General features: G+C 65.5%; 16 protein-coding genes. 8 read left to right on the plus strand and 8 right to left on the minus strand.

Features of this window, described 5'->3' with window-relative positions:
• Positions 1–71: 71 nt before the first annotated feature.
• The 5 genes from phnN to ACZ46S_RS11025 all read right to left on the minus strand — a co-directional run bounded on the left by phnN (position 72) and on the right by ACZ46S_RS11025 (position 4,819).
• Positions 72–587, minus strand: a complete 516-nt coding sequence (phnN, locus tag ACZ46S_RS11005) for a phosphonate metabolism protein/1,5-bisphosphokinase (PRPP-forming) PhnN (protein WP_464061760.1) — start codon at positions 585–587, stop codon at positions 72–74.
• On the minus strand, positions 584–1,249 hold the full coding sequence (locus ACZ46S_RS11010; protein WP_464061761.1) for a DUF1045 domain-containing protein: 666 nt from the start codon (positions 1,247–1,249) through the stop codon (positions 584–586). Before ACZ46S_RS11010 ends, phnN begins: the two co-directional genes overlap by 4 nt.
• Positions 1,242–2,360: an alpha-D-ribose 1-methylphosphonate 5-triphosphate diphosphatase gene (locus ACZ46S_RS11015; RefSeq protein ID WP_464061762.1), complete on the minus strand. Its 1,119-nt coding sequence runs from the start codon at positions 2,358–2,360 to the stop codon at positions 1,242–1,244. The genes ACZ46S_RS11010 and ACZ46S_RS11015 overlap by 8 nt, the downstream gene beginning before the upstream one ends.
• 220 nt (positions 2,361–2,580) lie before the next feature.
• Complete coding sequence (gene argF, locus ACZ46S_RS11020; protein WP_464061763.1) at positions 2,581–3,519, minus strand: ornithine carbamoyltransferase; 939 nt, start codon at positions 3,517–3,519, stop codon at positions 2,581–2,583.
• Positions 3,520–3,634: 115 nt separating this feature from the next.
• Positions 3,635–4,819, minus strand: a complete 1,185-nt coding sequence (locus tag ACZ46S_RS11025) for an acetylornithine transaminase (protein WP_464061764.1) — start codon at positions 4,817–4,819, stop codon at positions 3,635–3,637.
• A gap of 43 nt (positions 4,820–4,862) precedes the next feature.
• Between ACZ46S_RS11025 and ACZ46S_RS11030 the strand changes: the two genes are divergently transcribed.
• Genes ACZ46S_RS11030 through dnaQ form a run of 4 tightly spaced genes read left to right on the plus strand, consistent with a single transcriptional unit; the run spans position 4,863 to position 8,090 of the window.
• The gene (locus ACZ46S_RS11030; RefSeq protein ID WP_464061765.1) at positions 4,863–6,083 is read left to right on the plus strand and encodes a glycosyltransferase family 87 protein; all 1,221 of its coding nucleotides are present in this window, start codon (positions 4,863–4,865) and stop codon (positions 6,081–6,083) included.
• Positions 5,987–6,811 (plus strand): shikimate dehydrogenase, encoded by an 825-nt coding sequence (locus ACZ46S_RS11035; RefSeq protein WP_464061766.1) that lies wholly within the window; start codon positions 5,987–5,989, stop codon positions 6,809–6,811. The genes ACZ46S_RS11030 and ACZ46S_RS11035 overlap by 97 nt, the downstream gene beginning before the upstream one ends.
• Complete coding sequence (gene coaE, locus ACZ46S_RS11040; RefSeq protein WP_464061767.1) at positions 6,808–7,407, plus strand: dephospho-CoA kinase; 600 nt, start codon at positions 6,808–6,810, stop codon at positions 7,405–7,407. Before ACZ46S_RS11035 ends, coaE begins: the two co-directional genes overlap by 4 nt.
• Positions 7,404–8,090 carry a DNA polymerase III subunit epsilon gene (gene dnaQ, locus ACZ46S_RS11045; RefSeq protein WP_295740872.1) on the plus strand — a complete coding sequence of 229 codons (687 nt, stop codon included), beginning with the start codon at positions 7,404–7,406 and terminating at the stop codon, positions 8,088–8,090. The genes coaE and dnaQ overlap by 4 nt, the downstream gene beginning before the upstream one ends.
• A gap of 64 nt (positions 8,091–8,154) precedes the next feature.
• On the opposite strand, the gene ACZ46S_RS11050 is transcribed toward dnaQ, so the two are convergent.
• From ACZ46S_RS11050 to thiS, 3 genes are read right to left on the minus strand one after another with little or no spacing between them, the layout of a single operon-like run.
• The gene (locus tag ACZ46S_RS11050; protein ID WP_464064283.1) at positions 8,155–8,841 is read right to left on the minus strand and encodes a VC0807 family protein; all 687 of its coding nucleotides are present in this window, start codon (positions 8,839–8,841) and stop codon (positions 8,155–8,157) included.
• A complete protein-coding gene (locus tag ACZ46S_RS11055; RefSeq protein WP_464061768.1) occupies positions 8,796–9,587 on the minus strand; it encodes a thiazole synthase in 792 nt (263 codons plus the stop codon). The genes ACZ46S_RS11050 and ACZ46S_RS11055 overlap by 46 nt, the downstream gene beginning before the upstream one ends.
• 4 nt (positions 9,588–9,591) lie before the next feature.
• On the minus strand, positions 9,592–9,813 hold the full coding sequence (thiS, locus tag ACZ46S_RS11060; RefSeq protein WP_008495082.1) for a sulfur carrier protein ThiS: 222 nt from the start codon (positions 9,811–9,813) through the stop codon (positions 9,592–9,594).
• 189 nt (positions 9,814–10,002) lie between these two features.
• Between thiS and aroQ the strand changes: the two genes are divergently transcribed.
• The 4 genes from aroQ to ACZ46S_RS11080 all read left to right on the plus strand — a co-directional run bounded on the left by aroQ (position 10,003) and on the right by ACZ46S_RS11080 (position 14,842).
• Positions 10,003–10,455, plus strand: a complete 453-nt coding sequence (gene aroQ / locus ACZ46S_RS11065; RefSeq protein WP_008495081.1) for a type II 3-dehydroquinate dehydratase — start codon at positions 10,003–10,005, stop codon at positions 10,453–10,455.
• Complete coding sequence (gene accB / locus ACZ46S_RS11070; protein WP_295740865.1) at positions 10,452–10,919, plus strand: acetyl-CoA carboxylase biotin carboxyl carrier protein; 468 nt, start codon at positions 10,452–10,454, stop codon at positions 10,917–10,919. The genes aroQ and accB overlap by 4 nt, the downstream gene beginning before the upstream one ends.
• Positions 10,920–10,930: 11 nt before the next feature.
• On the plus strand, positions 10,931–12,274 hold the full coding sequence (accC, locus tag ACZ46S_RS11075) for an acetyl-CoA carboxylase biotin carboxylase subunit (RefSeq protein WP_464061769.1): 1,344 nt from the start codon (positions 10,931–10,933) through the stop codon (positions 12,272–12,274).
• A gap of 270 nt (positions 12,275–12,544) precedes the next feature.
• On the plus strand, positions 12,545–14,842 hold the full coding sequence (locus ACZ46S_RS11080; RefSeq protein ID WP_464061770.1) for an aminotransferase class III-fold pyridoxal phosphate-dependent enzyme: 2,298 nt from the start codon (positions 12,545–12,547) through the stop codon (positions 14,840–14,842).
• Positions 14,843–14,867 lie beyond the last annotated feature (25 nt).

Below are 14,867 nucleotides of genomic sequence, written 5' to 3' on the forward strand. Positions count from 1 at the left end.
GCGCGCTCGGTCCACTGCCCTGGCGTGCACCCCCGCAATATCAAACCCTGGCTTGCGCGGTGCTGCTTCGATCAGGAGAGCTTCGCCAGGAACATTGCCCCGGCATCCTGGGGCAGCCCGTCATTGATGATGGTCACATCTGCTTCGATCTGCGCGCCTTCGCGGCGCAGCCGTTCGGCGATGTCCGACGCATCCTCGCGTCCACGCGCGGCGAGACGTTGTGCCAGCACCTCCGGCGGCGCGGTGATTTCCACCACCATGCACGGAAAGCGCGCCCGCGCCTCGGCGATCACCGCCCGCGAAACATTGATGATAACAATCCGCTGCGCGGCAAGATCCCGTTCTATATCAGCCGGAATGCCATAACGCAGACCATGCGCCTCCCATGCCAGGGCGAAACGCGCGGAGGCAAATTCCGCCTCGGTGACGCAGACATGATCCTCCCCCGGCCCTGGCGGGCGGGTGATGACGCGGCGGGGAAACACCACCGCCTCATAGCCCGCCAAATGCGCCTTGGCATAGGCGAGAACAGTATCCTTACCCGCGCCGGAAGGGCCGGCAACCAGCACCAGCATCGGCCCCTTCATGCGCCGAACGCCAGGCGCTGAAACAACTTGAAAGGTACACCCTGAGACTCTTCAATGAACACCGCCAGGCTGCGCGCCATGCGCGGTTGCGCCAAGGACGCCGCGAAATGGGCGCGGGCTGCCGGCAGGTAGGGATTATCTTGCATCTTCCCACTCAGTGTCATGTGAAACTCGAAATCCTCGAACACCAGCGGATAGCCCCATCGGGCGATATTTTCAGCCTGGCGTGACGTGCGTCCTTGCGCCCGCCTGGCCTGGGCTGCCGGACTTTCCGGGCGGCGATGCGCGTCGAAAGCCTCCACACAGCCATTCGCCAGCTGGTAAAGTGAAGCCGCCGGTTCGGCTGGGCATAATGCCAGGAAACCGTGCAACGGCACGACCTCAAGCCGCGGCATCGCAAATGGCTTTTGCCGCGCAGCGAAATCCTTTGCGGCCGAGAGAAAACTCTCAAATCCGTGCCTTGGCAGCATCGGCGCCTTCAACGTCGAATGAAAGCCGTAACGGCGCGGGTCTTCGGTATTTTCATGCAGGCCCGCGACCACCGGCTGCGCCAGCGCCGTCCCGCGTTCCGGATCCCGCCCCAGCCATTCACAACCGGCGCGCCAGAGCGGATCGTCCGCCTCCGGCGCGTAATAGACCGCGACGCGATACGGCTCAGGCAACGCGCGCGCCTCCCCGCCAGACGGAGCGGATCACCGGCAACCCGTCATAAAGCCGGATCTGCAGCAGATCCGCGCGCTGGCCAGCCTCGATACGGCCGCGATCCGCGAGCCCCGCCACATCCGCCGGGCCAGAGCTCACCAACGCAACCGCTTCGGGCAGCGCCAGCGTCTTTTGCGCGACGATACCAAACACCGCCTCCAGCATCGAGGGCGGCACATAATCCGAGGCCAGCGCATCCAGCAAATTCTGCCGCACCAGATCCATCACCGAAACATTGCCGGAATGCGAGCCGCCGCGCACAATGTTGGGCGCCCCGGCGATCACCTTCATCCCCCGCGCCTTCGCCGCCCGTGCCGCGACCAGCGAGACCGGAAATTCCGCGATGGAAATGCCATCCGCTTCGTTCTGGATCACATCCTCTTCGCTGTGGTCATCATGCGAGGCCAGCTTAATGCCGCGCGCAAGCGTCTGCTTCACAATCCGGCCGCGATTTTTCCTGTGGTTTTCATGATGCGCGGCTTTCAGCGCGGTGATCACGTGTTCGATCTCATCCGGGCTGAAGCCTTCGGCGGCGCGCATGCGGCGATAGCGGGCCTCATCCTTATACTGCCCGCCAATGCCGGGGCTGTGATCCATCACCGAGATCAGCTTCACCAGCGGATCATCGATCACCTCGTCCAGCATGTCCGGCATCTCGGCGGCGGGAAGTTCGCAACGCAAATGTAGAAGATGTTCAACCTTCAACGCCCCGGTCGGCCGCAGCGCGCAGAGATCCGCATAGCCATCGAGGAAGGTCCGGTTGCGCTCTTTCTCAAAGCCGATATCGCCAAGGCAAAGCGCATCGAACACCGTGGTGATGCCGGCGGCGGCACATTGCGCGTCATGGATCAGCAACGCCGAGCGCGAGGGCCAGCGCGCGGAAGAGCGCGGCTGCGCCTGGCGCTCCAGATTATCCGTATGCAAATCGATCATCCCCGGCATCAGGAGATCGCCTTCGCAATCATGTCCCTCTGCCGCGCCGATGGCGGCGATCAGCCCGTCCTCAACGCGCAAGCCGCCTTCCACCACCTCATGCGGCAGCACCAGCCGGGCATTCTTGAAATCCGTCATGCGTTTTCCCTCAGCGACTTAATGTGCAACTCCACATCCGCCGCCGCGCCGCGGAATTTCGCATCATTCATCAGCCCGATCATCGTATCACGGTTGGCGGGGTCGGGCGAGGCGGCCGGTTCATCCAGAGCGGCGCGGATCGATCACGGCGCGCGCCGCAAATCCACGTACGGGCATAAAAAAACCGGCCAGAAGGCCGGTTTTTTGGAACGCGCGCGGCTCAGCCCATCGCCCAGGTGAGGATGGCCTTCTGCGCGTGCAGCCGGTTCTCCGCCTCGTCGAACACCACGGAGGCCGGACCGTCGATCACCTCGGCGGTCACTTCCTCACCGCGATGGGCGGGCAGGCAGTGCTGGAAGATCGCGCCGGGCGCGGCCTTGCCCATCAGCGCGTTGGTCACCTGATAAGGCGCGAAGATTTTCGCCCGGGCGGCGGCCTCGTCCTCGGAGTCGGACATTGAGAGCCAGGTATCGGTGACCACGCAGGCGGCGTTTTCCACCGCCCAGGCCGGGTCCTGCCCCAGCGCCACATCCGCCCCCTCGGCCTTCGCCCAGGCCAGAACCTCCGGGCGCGGCAAATAACCCTCCGGACAGGCCAGGCGGAGCTTGAAATTGAAGCGGGCGGCCGCCTCGATGAAGGATGCGGCGACATTGTTGCCATCTCCCACCCAGGCGATGCTCTGCCCGGCCACCGGCCCCTTATGCTCCTCGAAGGTCAGCAGATCCGCCAGAATCTGGCAGGGATGCGAAAGCTCGGTGAGGCCGTTGATCACCGGCACGCTGGCATGGGCCGCCAGCTCATGCATCTTGGCGGCGCGGTCCGTGCGCAGCAGGATGCCATGCACGAAGCGCGAGAGCACATTGGCGGTGTCAGGAATGGTCTCGCCACGGCCGATCTGCATGTCCTTCGAGGACAGCACCACGGTATCGCCCCCCAGCTCCTTGGCCGCGACCTCGAAGGAGACGCGGGTGCGGGTGGAGGGTTTCTCGAAGATCATCGCCAGGGTTTTGCCGGCGAGCGGCTTGCGCGTGGGGGCGGCGCGGCTGCGCTTGAAGGCGGCGGCATCGTCCAACATGGCGCGCAGCTGGGCGGCGGAGAAATCCTTCAGGTCCAGGAAATGCCGGGGGCCGTTATCCTGGAGGGAAAGCACGGCGCTCATTTGCTCATCTCCTTCATGGAGCTGAGCAAATGGTTTTGCTCCGGCGCGCGGCCGCCCCACCATCCCCGCGCGCTCATTTGCTCCGGCGCGCGGCCGCCCCACCATCCCCGCGCGCTCATTTCGCCACCTGCGGGGCTAGGGCGGCGGCGGTTTTTTCCAGCATCGCCAAGGCTTCGTCGCAATCCGCGCGGGTGATGACCAAGGGCGGCAGCAGACGCAGCACATTGTCCCCGGCGGCGACCGTCAGCAGACCCTGGCGCAGCGCCTGTACCTGCGCCTCGCCATTCGGCACCGCGCATTTCAGCCCGATCAGCAGCCCCTGACCGCGCAGTTCGGTGAACACGTCGCCATGGCGCGCGATCAGCCGCTCCAGCCCGGCGCGCAGATAGGAGGCTGTCTCGTTCATCTGGTCGAGGAAGCCATCGGCCAGGATCACGTCCAGCACCGCATTGCCGACGGCGCAGGCCAGCGGGCTGCCGCCGAAGGTGGTGCCGTGGCTGCCCGGCTTCAGCGCCTTGGCCACATGCTCCTTCGCCAGCACCGCCGCCATCGGGAAGCCGCCGCCAATGCCCTTGGCCAGGCTCATGATATCCGGCTCGACATCGCCCCATTGATGCGCGAACAGCCTGCCGGTGCGCCCCATCCCGGTCTGCACCTCATCGAAACCCAGGATCAGCCCGAACTCGTCGCAGGCGGCGCGCAGGCCACGCAGGAAGCCAGGATCGGCGGCGCGGATGCCGCCTTCCCCCTGCAGCGGCTCCACCAGAATGCCCGCCGTCTCAGCGGTGATGGCGGCGCGCAACGCGTTGAGATTGTTGAAGGGCACATGGTCGAACCCCTCCACCGGCGTGCCGAACCCTTCCAGATATTTCGGGTTCCCGGTGGCCGAGATCGTGGCCAGGGTGCGGCCATGGAAGGCGCCCTCAAAACAGATGACGCGGGTGCGCTCCGGGTGCCCGGCATCGAACTGCGCCTTGCGCATCGCCTTGATCAGCCCCTCATTCGCCTCGGCGCCGGAATTGCAGAAGAACACGCTGTCAGCAAAGCACGCCTCCACGAAGCGCGCCGCCAGCTGCTCCGCCTGCGGCACACGGTAGAGGTTGGAGACGTGAATCACCTTCGCCGCCTGCTCGGCAATCGTCTTCACCAGATGCGGGTGGTTATGGCCCAGCGAATTGGTGGCGATGCCCGCCGCGAAATCCAGATAGCGTCGCCCCTGCGCGTCGAACAGCCAGCTGCCCTGGCCGTGCGCGAAGGCAACGTCGAGTCTGGAGAAATTCGGCATTAGCGCGGAGATCATGAATATGCTTTCAAGGCAACGGAAAGCCCGGACTAAAGCGCATATGTCGGAAAAAAATCAAGCCTTCAGCCGGTTAAGACTGGTGTTGATTGTCGCCTTCTGCACCTTGCCCTCGCTCGGCGAGGGGGCGGCGATCCTGTGGGGGCAGCTGCATGGCTTCCACGGCAAGGCCTTGCGCGACGGGCTGGATTTCTGGGCCGGCGGGTTTCTGTACCTGCACGGGCAGCTGGGAATGCTGTTCGACCATCAGGCCTATCAGAGCTTTTTGCAGGGCATGTATGGGAAATTGCCCTATCATCTGTGGAGCTATCCGCCGAGCTACGGGCTGATCGCGGCGGCCTTTGGCTGGCTGCCGCCCTGGCCGGCGGTGCTGGCCTTCGATGCGCTCTCACTGGCGCTGCTGGCGTTGGTGCTGCGGCTGGCGGGCAAGAGCCTCTGGTTCATCGCCGCCGTGCTGCTGGCCCCCGCCAGCCTGGAAAACGCCATGGAGCACCAGAACGCGGCGCTGCTGACGGCGCTGATCGGCGGCGGGCTGCTGCTGGCGCAGGCGCGGCCCCGGCTGGCGGGCGCGTTGACCGGGCTGGCCAGCTTCAAGCCGCAGCTTGGGCTGGTGCTGCCGCTTTATCTGCTGCGCCGGGCACCGCTGGCCTTCTTCTACGCGGCTTTGGCGGCGGTGGTGCTGGCGGCGGCCTCGCTGTGGGCGTTCGGCCCGGCGGCCTGGGTGGGGTTCCTGCATTATACCAGCCCGATGATGAGCAATGTGCTGCTCACCGGCCAGCCGAAGGAATTTGCCGGCGGGCTGATCAGCGCCTTCGCCACCGCCAAGCCGTTGGGGGTGATGCCAGCTCTGGCGGTGCAGGCGGGGGTGAGCGTGCTGTGCGTGCTGGCCGGGCTGTTCACCCGCTCGGTGCCGGCAATGCTGATCCTCTCCGCCCTCGCCAGCCCCTATCTGCATGTTTACGACCTGCTCGGCGTCAGCCTGGCGGTGGCGCTGCTGGTGGAGGCGCGGCTGGCGGCGGGGGGCTTCAAGCCCGGCGAGCCGATATTGTTCTTCCTGGCCTGGTTCGGGCCGGGGCTGCTGCCCTGGCACCCGGCTTTCGCGCATCTGGCGCCGGTGCTGCTGCTTCTGCTCTTGGCAAGCGCGTGGCGGCATGGTGGTGTCCGCCCATGTTGCGACTCCTCTCCGGCTCCGCCCGGCTCGCCGGTGTCTCCGGCTGGCCGGTCGCCCACTCACGCTCGCCGCGGATCCACGGCACCTGGCTGACCCGCCACGGGATCGACGGTGCCTATCTGCCGCTGCCGATCCGCCCGGAGGATTTTTTGACCGTGGTGCCGGCTTTGGCGAAGGCCGGGTTCGCCGGAATGAACGTGACCATCCCGCATAAGGAAGCCGCCTTTGCGGTGTGCGACCATGTGGATGAGTTCGCCCGCCGTGCCGGGGCGGTGAATACTCTGGTGTTCAGCGAACGCGGGATCGAGGGGCGCAATACTGACGGGTACGGCTTCATCGCCAATCTGCGCGCGCATGGGGTGGACCCGGCGGCGGGGCCGGTGCTGATTCTGGGTGCGGGCGGGGCGGCGCGCGGCATCGGCGCGGCGCTGCAGGATGAAGGCGCCAAGATCACCTTCGCCAACCGCACGCCCGAGCGCGCCGCCGCTTTGGCGATGGCGATGGCCGGCGCGGTGCTGCCCTGGGAGCGCCGGGCCGAGGCGCTGGGCGATTACGCGCTGCTGATCAACACCACCTCGCTCGGCATGGTGCACCAACCGCCCTTGGAGATGGACCTCTCCCGCGCCGATGCCAGGCTGGCGGTGTCCGACATCGTCTTCGCGCCGCTGGAGACCGCCTTGCTGCGCGATGCCCGCGCGCGCGGGCTGCGGCCGGTGGAAGGGCTGGGCATGTTGCTGCACCAAGCGGTGCCGGGCTTTGCCGCCTGGTTCGGGGTGACGCCGGCGGTGGATGAGGAGCTGTACCGGATCGTCGCCGCATGATGCGTCTGGGCCTCACCGGCGGCATCGGCATGGGCAAATCCACCGTGGCCGGGATGTTCGCGGCGCGCGGCGTGCCGGGCTTCAACGCCGATGAAGAAGTGCGCCGGCTGCAGGCCCCCGGCGGGGCGGCGATTCCGGCGATTGCGGCTTCCTTTCCCTCTACGGTCCAAGACGGGGTGCTCTCGCGGGATTTGCTACGCGCCTTGGTGCTCAGCGATGCCGCCGCGATGAAAAGGCTCGAGGGCATCATGCATCCGATGGTCCGCGCCGCGGAGGCAAGGTTTTTGGACAAGTCAGACCGCGAGGGACGCGAGGCGGTTTTGTTGGATATTCCGTTGCTCTTCGAAAGCAAGGACAGGACATCCTTCGACAAAGTGATCGTCGTGTCGTGTCCGAAGGCGCTGCAGCTCGAAAGGGTCATGAAGCGCGGCCTGCCATTGCCGGACATTGAGGCGATCATTGCGCGGCAACTGCCCGATGCGCAGAAGCGCGCCCTGGCGGATTTCGTGATTGATACAAGCGGCTCGATTATCGAGACTGCGGCCGAGGTGGACAAAATCATGCAGAAACTTGGTTTAAAGGTGCCCCCGTCATGAGCCGGTCGGTTTTGTTCGACACCGAGACCACCGGCTTCGAGCCGCTGACCGGGGACAGGGTGATCGAAATCGCCGCGATCGAGCTGGAGAACGACCTGCCCACCGGCAACACGTTTTACGCGCTGCTGGACCCGGAGCGGGATATTCCGGCGGACAGCACCCGCATCCACGCCATCACCAACGCGCATGTCGAGGGCAAGCCGAAATTCGCCGAGGTGGCGGATGAGATGCTGGCATTTTTCGCAGACTCGCCGCTGGTCGCGCATAATGCGCCGTTCGATTTCGGCTTCATCTCAGCGGAATTGCAGCGCATCGGCCGTCCGCCGCTGGACAAGGCGCGGATGATCGACACGCTGGTACTGGCCAAGCAGCGCTTCCCCGGCATGCCGAACAGCCTGGACGCGCTGTGCCGGCGCTTCGAGATCGACCTCTCTGCCCGCACCACCCATAACGCGCTGCTGGACTGCAAGCTGCTGGCGGAGGTGTATGTGGAGCTGACCGGCGGGCGCCAGCGCGGGCTGGTGCTGGACCAGGAGGCCGGGCTGTCCTTCGCGCAATACACGGCACCGGTGGCGCGCACGCCAAGGCGGATTGTGGTGAGCGAGGCGCAGAAGGAGGCGCATGCTGGATTTGTGGGGAAGATCAAAGACGCAATCTGGACCCGCCCCGACAAAACCGACTGAAAAATCTGCAAAAGTTTTTGGGGCGCGACCCTTTTTTCAAAAAGGATCGCAAAACTTTTGCAAATTAAGGAATCGGCGGTTCCAGCGGGCCCGGGGCGCGCAGCTCGGCCAGGGCCTTGCGCCGGGTCGCGTACCAGAAGCTCCAGAGCAAAAGCAGGCCGAAAATTCCGTACCCGATGAACGGGCTCAACAGCAGATAGCGGTCGATCTTCCAGATGCTGGCCAGCGTGCACATCACGCAGGTCTGCGCGATCAGCCCCAGCCCCCAGACCAAAGTCAGCACCCGAAAGCTGCGTCTGGTGCCGGGCTGCGTCCATATCGCCTCAAACCGCGCCGCGCCCTCCGGCGTGTTGCGGGCCGAGGTGGCGCGGGCCAGATAGAAGATCAGCGGCTTTTCCAGCGCCAGCGAGGCCAGGAACAGCCCCCCGACCGCGCCGGTGACCAGCGCGTCGCGGATCTGGATCAGCCGGGGCGAGCCGCCCATGGCGGTGGCGGCGAGGGTGAACAGAATGCTGGCCACCACCAGGAACGACACCGCATCCAGCCTCCTGGTCTTGGCCAGCTCATAGCCGCTCCACAGCAAAGGCGGCAGGGCGGAGGCGATCAGCGCATCGGTATCGCCAAGCCGCCCGTCCAGCGCCTCATAGACGAGATAGGGGGCGATGAAATTGGCGAAAATCTCCGGGCCGGCGCGGCGCAGCAGCTTCAGCGGATCAGCCCGGTCATCGGCGAGGAGGCGGAGGCGTAGGATTTGCGCGGAATCCGCCCGGCCTCGAACGCCAGCCGCCCGGCGATGACGCCGTGCTTCATGGCGACGGCCATCTTCACCGGATCATCCGCCATGGCGATGGCGGAATTCACCAGCACCGCGTCGCAGCCCAGCTCCATCGCATAGGCGGCATCCCAGGCGGTGCCGACCCCGGCATCCACCAGCACCGGCACCTTGGCGTTCTCGATGATGGTCTGGATCATCACCGGGTTCTGCACGCCAAGGCCGGAGCCGATCGGCGCGCCGAGCGGCATGATGGCGACACAGCCCATATCCTCCAGCCGCTTGGCGGCCACCGGGTCGTCGGCGCAATAGACCATGACCTCGAACCCGTCCTTGATCAGCGCCTCGGCGGCGAGCAGGGTGGCGGCCATGTCCGGGTACAGGGTGGGGGGCGGGCCGAGCACTTCCAGCTTCACCAGATTCCAGCCGCCGGCCTCGCGCGCCAGGCGCAGCGTGCGCACCGCCTCGTCGGCGGTGAAGCAGCCGGCGGTGTTGGGCAGATAGGTGTAGCGCTTCGGATCGACGAAATCCTGCAGCATCGGGGCCTTGCGGTCATGCACATTCACCCGGCGCAGCGCCACGGTGACCATTTCCGCGCCGGACTGGGCGATGGCTTCGGCCGTCGTCTCCAGATCCTTATATTTGCCGGTGCCGACCACGAGGCGGGACGAAAAATGCCGCCCCGCGACGGTCCAGCCCTCGGCCTTTTGAGTGATGCCGTCCATAGACCTAACCCCCTCCGACAAAATGCACGATTTCCAGCGCATCGCCGTGCTGCAGCACGGTGGCGCCATATTGAGAGCGGGGCACGATCTCCAGATTGCGTTCGACCGCCAGCTTGCGCGTATCCAGCTCCATCAGGGCCACCAGCCCGGTCAGGCTGGTGCCGGCCGGGACCTGCATCGATTCGCCGTTCACGCTGAGCGTGATCTGTTCAATGGTTTGGCTCATGGCGCTTATTATCGGGCGCGGGCGGGACGCAGGCAAGGCAAGCCTGCCCGCGATGCCGACATGGCCGCCTGCGCACTGCCGGGGAGCGGATTTAAGCCATTGATAAATATTGCGAGTTTTGTGGGGGCGGGGAAAGCATTGCGCAAAAATTTGGCGGCGCGGAGGCACTATGCTACCGCAAGCGGCACCATGGCAGCACCCCTCATTCTGGTCCTGAACGGACCGAACCTGAATCTCCTCGGCACCCGGGAGCCGGACATTTACGGTCACGGCACGCTGGACGATCTGGAAACACTCTGCGCCGAGGTGGCGGAAGGGGCCGGACTCGCCATCGATTTCCGGCAAAGCAACCATGAGGGTGAGCTGATCACCTGGGTGCAGGAGGCGCGCCACAGCGCCGCCGGGCTCATCATCAACCCCGCCGGCTATTCCCATACCTCGGTGGCGCTGATGGATGCGCTGAAGAGCCTCGATATCCCGATCATCGAGGTGCATCTCTCCAATATCCACCAGCGCGAAGCCTTCCGGCACCATTCCTATGTCTCCCACGCCGCCACCGGCGTGATTTGCGGGCTCGGCTTTGCCGGCTATAGGCTCGCTCTGTTGGCCCTCTCTGAAATTCTGGAAGAAGACGAACAATGAGCCTTTCTTTCGACCCCAAGGCGCTCGCCGAGCTGGCGGCGCTGCTGAAAGACACCGGTCTGACCGAGATCGAGCTGGAAGAGGGGGACCGCAAGGTTCGCCTGGCCGCCAAGCCGGCGCCGGTGACGATGACCGCCGCCGCCCCGATGGCGATGGCCCCTGCCCCCGCCGCCGCGCCGGTTGCGGCTGCCCCGGCTGCCGCCCCCGCCGCCGCCGAGCCGGCCAAGCATCCCGGCGCGGTGAAGAGCCCGATGGTGGGTGTCGCCTATCTCTCCGCCGAACCCGGTGCCGCGCCTTATGTCTCCGTCGGCCAGCAGGTTGAGGCCGGGGCCACGCTGCTGCTGATCGAGGCGATGAAGACCTTCAACCAGATCAAGGCGCCGCGCGCCGGTGTGGTGAAGCAGGTGCTGGTGACCAGCGGCGCGCCCGTCGAATATGACGAGCCGCTGCTGATCATCGAGTAACGGACCGCCAGATGTTCAAAAAGATCCTGATCGCCAACCGCGGCGAGATCGCGCTGCGGGTGCTGCGCGCCTGCCGCGAAATGGGCATTGCCTCCGTCGCGGTGCACTCCACCGCCGATACGGATGCCATGCATGTGCGCCTCGCCGATGAGAGCGTGTGCATCGGCCCGCCTCTGGGGCGCGATTCCTATCTCAACATGCCAGCGATCATTTCCGCCGCCCTGGTGACCGGGGCGGAGGCGATCCATCCGGGTTATGGCTTCCTCTCCGAGAACGCCAAATTCGCCGAGATGGTGGAGGCGCACGGGCTGGTCTTCATCGGCCCGACCGCCGAGCATATCCGCATGATGGGCGACAAGATCACCGCCAAGACCACCATGGCCGCGCTGGGCGTGCCGCTGGTGCCGGGCTCGCCGGGTGAGCTGGCCTCGCTGGAGGAAGCGCATGAGGTGGCGGACCGGATCATGTATCCGGTGCTGATCAAGGCCGCCGCCGGCGGTGGCGGGCGCGGCATGAAGGTGGCGAAATCCAAGGACGAGCTGGACGCCGCCTGGCGCGAGGCCCGCGCCGAGGCGCTGGCCGCCTTCGGCAATAACGCGGTTTATATGGAGAAATATCTCGATAAGCCGCGCCATATCGAGCTGCAGATCCTGGCCGATAATCATGGTGAAGTGGTGCATATCGGCGAACGCGATTGCTCGCTGCAGCGCCGCCACCAGAAGGTGCTGGAAGAGGCGGGCAGCCCGGTGATCACCGCGCAGGCGCGCGATGCGCTGGGCAAAACCGCCACGGATGCGCTGAAGAAATTCGGCTACCGCAATGCCGGCACGCTGGAATTCCTGTACCAGGACGGGCAGTTCGCCTTCATCGAGATGAATACCCGCCTGCAGGTGGAGCATCCCGTCTCTGAGGCGATCTCCGGCATCGATCTGGTGCGCGAGCAGATCCGAATCGCGGCGGGTGAACCTCTGGGCTACACCCAGGCGGATATTCGCTTCGAGGGCCATGCCATCGAATGCCGCATCACCGCCGAGGATCCCGAGACTTTCGCCCCCTCGCCGGGCAAGGTGGAGGTGTTCCACGCGCCGGGTGGGCTGGGGGTGCGTGTCGATAGCGCGCTCTATGCCGGCTACCGGGTGCCGCCGCATTATGACAGCCTGATCGCCAAGCTGATCACCTATGGCCGCACCCGCGACGAGGCGATCGCACGGATGCGCCGGGCGTTGACGGAATTCGTGATCACCGGGATCAAGACGACGATCCCGCTGCATCAGCGGATTCTGGAGAATGAGGAGTTCCAGTCTGGTGAATACACGATTCACTGGTTGGAAAAATTCGTAGCCGAAGGCTCTTAAATTTATAAAAGTTTTTTGGTGCCGCTTTTTTTCAAAAAAGCGGCAAAAGGCGCCGGGACATAGGCAACGGCGTTGCCAAAGCCCCAAACGTTTATGGGGACTTTTTGAAAAAAGTCCCCATCCCTCCGGCGCCTTTCCAACGCTGCTACGCAGCGTCGGAACCTTGGGCGCCTCCGCCCTCCAAAAACTTCCGCAACAGGCCGCCCTTTCAGGGCGGCCTTTGTGTTTTAAAGTCTGGCATGCGAGCGCCAGCTTTGCGTATCTGCGGCCATGACCGACCCGAAAACCTTGCTCGCTTTGGAAACCAGCCCGCCTTGCTTCAGCCTGGAGGCGGCGACGGGCTTTGCCCGTGATCTGTTCGGGATCGAAGGCAGCGCCAAACAGCTTTACGGCGAGCGGGACCAGAATTTCCGCATCACCCCCGCGCAAGGGCCGGGGATCATCCTGAAAATCCTGAGTCCGACCGAGCTTGAAAATGCTGTGGAATTCCAGATTGCCGCGCTGGAGCATATCCGCGCCATGGACCCGGCGCTTCCGGTGCCGCGCGTGTGCCGGACGGTATCCGGTGCGGCCTACGATTTCGTGCGGGATGGTGCAGGCGTGGCGCATATGGTGCGCGCGCTGGAATTTCAGCCCGGGCGGGTGATGGACGATGTGGAGCCGACGCCTGGCCTGCTGCGCGATGTAGGCGGGCAATTGGCGCGGCTGGACCGGGCGCTGGCGAATTTCTTTCACCCCGGCATGGGGCAGAAGATCGTCTGGGATCTGCGCGCCATCGAAATCCTGCGCCCCTCTGCGGCGTTGATCGAGCCGGCCGGGGATCGTGCCTTGGTTGAATCCGTGCTGGAACGCTTCCTGGCCTTCCGCCCGCTTCTGGACCGGCTGCGCCACCAGCCCGTGCATAACGACCTGCACCCCGGCAACATGCTGGTGGATGCGGATGCCACCCGCCTGACCGGCATGCTGGATTTCGGCGACATGATCCACGGGCCGCTGATCTTTGATATCGCCGTCACCGCCGCCGAAACCGTCGGCAGCAGCCTGGATCCGATCGCCTACGCCACCGAGATCGTCGCCGGCTATGATGCGATGAATCCATTGCAGCCGGAGGAGTTCGGGGCGCTGTTCGAGGCGATCATCGCCCGGCACGCGCTGGCCGCCACCATCATGGCCTGGCGCAAGCAGAACGATCCGGCGGGGGCGGAAAAGCTGGCGGCCTTGGCCGGCATCGGCATCGCCGCCATCCAGGCCTTTCTGGCGGCGGGCAAGCAGCGGGTGGTGGCGCGCTTCCGCGCCGCCTGCGCATCCCGCCCCGCCGCCAGCCTGCCGGCGCGGCGCTTCGCGGTGCTGGGCAAGGGGCTGGAGCTGTCCTACGAGGAGCCGGTGCATCTGGTATACGGCCAGGGCGCGCACCTCTTCGCCCCGGACGGCACGGATTATCTGGACGCCTATAACAACGTCCCTTCCGTCGGCCATGGCAACCAGCGCGTGGCGGATGCGATCTCACGCCAGATGCACTGGATGTGCACCAACACGCGCTACCTGCACGAGACGGTGGTTGAGTATGCAGAGCGCCTGACCGCGACCATGCCGGACGGGCTGAGCCAGGTGCTCTTCGTCAATTCCGGCTCCGAGGCGAATGACACCGCCTATCGCATCGCCAAGGCGGTGACGGGCAAGAGTGGGGCCATCGTCATCTCCGGCGCCTATCACGGCATCACCGAAATCTCCGCCGCGCTCTCGCCCTATCACGGCCCGCAGGCGCAACCGCTGGAGCCTTATATCGAGGTGCTGGAGGTGCCGGACCCGTTCCGCGGCCGCTTTACCGAGGCTGCTTCTTACGCGGCGGATGCGGACCGGGCGATCGCGGCGCTGCAAGCCAAGGGGCTGGGTGTGGCGATGCTGCTGGTGGACAGCGCCTTCACCGCCCACGGCATCACCGCCGCGCCGGAGGGGTATTTCGCCGCCATCGCCGCCAAGGTGCGCGCCGCCGGCGGGCTGGTGGTGGGCGATGAGGTGCAGTCCGGCTTCGGGCGGATGGGCGAGGCCTTCTGGGGCTTTGCCCGCCATGGCGTGGTGCCGGACATGGTCACGCTGGGCAAGCCGATGGCCAATGGCCACCCGACCGGGGCGGTGGTGACGCGGCCTGAGATTCTGGAGATTTTCCAACGCAAGATCGAGTTCTTCTCCACCTTCGGCGGCAATCCGGTCTCGGCGGCGGCGGCGCTGGCGACGCTGAACGTGCTGCAAGAGGAGGATTTGCAGGGCAACGCCCAGCACACCGGCATGGCACTGCGGGCCGGGATCGCCAGCCTGCAAGCCCGTTTCCCGCTGCTGGCGGATGTGCGCGGCGCCGGGCTGATGACCGGGGTCGAGATTTACGAAAACGGCCAGCCGTCCCGCGCTTTGGCCAAGCGCATCGCCAACGGCATGCGCCGGGCCCAGGTGCTGATCGGCACCGAGGGGCCGGATGGGAATGTGCTGAAAATCCGCCCGCCTTTGCCCTTCAACAACGCCGACGCAATGCGCTTCCTGGCGACGCTGGAGCGGGTTCTGGCCGCACTCTGATACGCTTTGTAAAAATTTTCAGGGC

The organism is Acidocella aluminiidurans, from assembly GCF_055383125.1.

Coding starts and splice junctions, on each gene's coding strand:
- thiS (WP_008495082.1), bottom strand. CDS start 9,813: ATGAGCCAAACCATTGAACAGATCACGCTCAGCGTGAACGGCGAATCG.
- aroQ (WP_008495081.1), top strand. CDS start 10,003: ATGGCAGCACCCCTCATTCTGGTCCTGAACGGACCGAACCTGAATCTC.
- ACZ46S_RS11035 (WP_464061766.1), top strand. CDS start 5,987: ATGTTGCGACTCCTCTCCGGCTCCGCCCGGCTCGCCGGTGTCTCCGGC.
- coaE (WP_464061767.1), top strand. CDS start 6,808: ATGATGCGTCTGGGCCTCACCGGCGGCATCGGCATGGGCAAATCCACC.
- dnaQ (WP_295740872.1), top strand. CDS start 7,404: ATGAGCCGGTCGGTTTTGTTCGACACCGAGACCACCGGCTTCGAGCCG.
- ACZ46S_RS11055 (WP_464061768.1), bottom strand. CDS start 9,587: ATGGACGGCATCACTCAAAAGGCCGAGGGCTGGACCGTCGCGGGGCGG.
- ACZ46S_RS11025 (WP_464061764.1), bottom strand. CDS start 4,819: ATGATCTCCGCGCTAATGCCGAATTTCTCCAGACTCGACGTTGCCTTC.
- phnN (WP_464061760.1), bottom strand. CDS start 587: ATGAAGGGGCCGATGCTGGTGCTGGTTGCCGGCCCTTCCGGCGCGGGT.
- ACZ46S_RS11030 (WP_464061765.1), top strand. CDS start 4,863: ATGTCGGAAAAAAATCAAGCCTTCAGCCGGTTAAGACTGGTGTTGATT.
- argF (WP_464061763.1), bottom strand. CDS start 3,519: ATGAGCGCCGTGCTTTCCCTCCAGGATAACGGCCCCCGGCATTTCCTG.
- ACZ46S_RS11080 (WP_464061770.1), top strand. CDS start 12,545: ATGACCGACCCGAAAACCTTGCTCGCTTTGGAAACCAGCCCGCCTTGC.
- accB (WP_295740865.1), top strand. CDS start 10,452: ATGAGCCTTTCTTTCGACCCCAAGGCGCTCGCCGAGCTGGCGGCGCTG.
- accC (WP_464061769.1), top strand. CDS start 10,931: ATGTTCAAAAAGATCCTGATCGCCAACCGCGGCGAGATCGCGCTGCGG.
- ACZ46S_RS11015 (WP_464061762.1), bottom strand. CDS start 2,360: ATGACGGATTTCAAGAATGCCCGGCTGGTGCTGCCGCATGAGGTGGTG.